The organism is Brevundimonas sp., assembly GCF_036399195.1.
Classification (GTDB): Bacteria; Pseudomonadota; Alphaproteobacteria; order Caulobacterales; family Caulobacteraceae; genus Brevundimonas.
The window spans coordinates 1-2,316 of sequence record NZ_DASWNO010000145.1 but is presented as its reverse complement, the minus strand read 5'-3'; the positions used below and the strand labels follow the sequence as shown (position 1 = coordinate 2,316).

Sequence of the window (2,316 nt, the reverse complement as noted above, 5' to 3'; positions counted from 1 at the left end):
CGCTGGTCGAGCAGCTCTATGCGATCAACAAGCGGCTGATGGGTCTGGAAGGCCGGCTGCTGCGCTTGGCCGACAGCTACGGCATCTCCCGTCCCGAGTTCCTGAAGTCCTATTTCGGGGCCGAGCTGGACCCGACCTGGGCTGACCGGGTCAAGGAAATGGGCGTGCGCTGGACCAAGTTCAGCGACAATGAACAGGCCCAGATCGCCCAGATCCGCGGCGACGTCGCCGCCGTGGCGACGGAGGCCGGTCTGCCGATCGACGACTACCGCCGCATCGTCCAGACCGTCCAGAAGGGCGAGCGCGAGGCCCGTCAGGCCAAGAAGGAAATGGTCGAGGCCAACCTGCGCCTCGTGATCTCCATCGCCAAGAAATACACCAACCGCGGCCTGCAGTTCCTGGACCTGATCCAGGAGGGCAACATCGGCCTGATGAAGGCGGTCGACAAGTTCGAGTACCGCCGCGGCTACAAGTTCTCGACCTACGCCACCTGGTGGATCCGTCAGGCGATCACCCGCTCGATCGCCGACCAGGCGCGGACCATCCGCATCCCGGTGCACATGATCGAGACGATCAACAAGATCGTCCGCACCAGCCGCCAGATGCTGCACGAGATCGGCCGCGAACCGACGCCCGAAGAGCTGGCCGAAAAACTGGCCATGCCGCTGGAGAAGGTCCGCAAGGTCCTGAAGATCGCCAAGGAGCCGATCAGCCTCGAAACGCCCATCGGCGACGAGGAAGACAGCCACCTGGGCGACTTCATCGAGGACAAGAACGCGATCCTGCCGATCGATGCGGCGATCCAGAGCAACTTGCGCGAGACCACGACCCGCGTGCTGGCGTCCCTGACGCCGCGCGAGGAGCGGGTGCTGCGCATGCGCTTCGGCATCGGCATGAACACGGACCACACGCTGGAGGAGGTCGGCCAGCAGTTCTCGGTGACGCGCGAGCGCATCCGCCAGATCGAGGCCAAGGCGCTGCGCAAGCTGAAGCACCCGTCGCGGTCGCGGAAGCTGCGCAGCTTCCTCGACAGCTAGAATGCAGAAGGGGCGGCTCCACTGGAGCCGCCCCTTTCGTATGCGCGGGTGGGCCGATCAGGCCTTGTTGTCGAAGATCGTCTCGAAGCCCGCCCACATCATGCGCTTGCCGTCGAAGGGCATGTCCATGTTCGCCATCTCGGGGTCCTGCATCATCTTCTCCCAGGCGGCGTCGGCGGTAGCCTTGTCCGGCCAGCGCAGCCAGGCGAAGACCACGACCTCGCCGGGCTCCTGCTTCACGGCACGCGGGAAGCTCGTGAGCGTGCCCTCCTCGATGCCCTCGCCCCAGGCTTCGACGTGCTCGATACAGCCGTAGGCCTTGAACAGCTCCCAGCCTTTGCGGGCGGACTCGATGTAACGCTGCTTGTCCTCGGCCTTAACGGGGGTGAGGAAACCGTTGATGTAGCTCATCCTGTTTCTCCTTCGGGGTTGGAACGCGAGGTGGTCGATTTCAGCCGACGGCGTCGGCGGCGGCTTCCAGACGGGCGATGTCGATCTTGCGCATCGTCATCATGGCTTCGAAGGCCGCCTTCGCCCGGGCCGGGTTCTTGTCGTTGTAGAAGGCCATCAACCGCTTCGGGGTGATCTGCCAGTTGACGCCCCAGCGGTCCTTGCACCAGCCGCACTGGCTCTCCTGACCGCCGTTGGAGACGATGGCGTCCCACAGGCGGTCGGTCTCGGCCTGGTCGTCGGTGTAGATCTGGAACGATACGGCCTCGGTCTGCGGGAAGATCGGGCCGCCGTTGAGCCCCATGAAGGAGCGTCCGGCCAGGGTGAACTCGACCACCAGCTCCTCGCCCTCGCGGGTCGAGGGATTGTCCGACGGGCTGGCGTGCACGCCGTCGATGCGGCTGTCGGGCAGACCCAGCGACATGTAGAATTCGGCCGCCGCCCGGGCCTGGCCCAGGTCGTACCAGATGCAGGGCGTGATCTTGTCGGTCATGACGGCTCCTTGGAGGGGGCGGGCGAACCCCTGAGCACGAGCCCGGCGACGACAAGCGCGCCGACATAGACCCAGAATAGCATGTGCGTGGGAGAAGGCGCATCGGCGGACGCCTCGACCCCGATCAGGGCGGCGAGGCCGAGCAGAAGCAGGGCGGCGCCGAACAGGCGGGCGGGCCTGAGAAAATACAGGGCGGAAGCGAGCAGCAGGACGGCGCCCAGCGGAACCTGCAGCGTCGGCTCCAGCGTCGGCGCCTGTTCGGACGGGGCGACGAGCGCCCTGAACGCGACCAGCCGACTGACCGCGTCCAGCGCCAGAAAACCCCCGGCCACCCCG

4 protein-coding genes are annotated in these 2,316 nt (G+C 66.1%); 1 reads left to right on the top strand and 3 read right to left on the bottom strand.

The features are described 5' to 3' along the window. Positions 1 to 1,037: RNA polymerase sigma factor RpoD (gene rpoD / locus VGB60_RS06800; protein WP_331037510.1), on the top strand; the 1,037-nt coding region annotated here is incomplete at its 5' end. A 57-nt stretch (positions 1,038 to 1,094) separates the two neighbouring features. Here the strand turns inward: rpoD and VGB60_RS06795 are convergent. The 3 genes from VGB60_RS06795 to VGB60_RS06785 form a co-directional block, all read right to left on the bottom strand. After that, complete coding sequence (locus VGB60_RS06795; RefSeq protein WP_331037509.1) at positions 1,095 to 1,448, bottom strand: DUF1428 domain-containing protein; 354 nt, start codon at positions 1,446 to 1,448, stop codon at positions 1,095 to 1,097. A gap of 40 nt (positions 1,449 to 1,488) precedes the next feature. Further along, on the bottom strand, positions 1,489 to 1,980 hold the full coding sequence (locus VGB60_RS06790; RefSeq protein ID WP_331037508.1) for a VOC family protein: 492 nt from the start codon (positions 1,978 to 1,980) through the stop codon (positions 1,489 to 1,491). Continuing rightward, on the bottom strand, positions 1,977 to 2,316 hold a 340-nt coding region (locus VGB60_RS06785; protein WP_331037507.1), incomplete at its 5' end, for a hypothetical protein. The genes VGB60_RS06790 and VGB60_RS06785, both read right to left, overlap by 4 nt.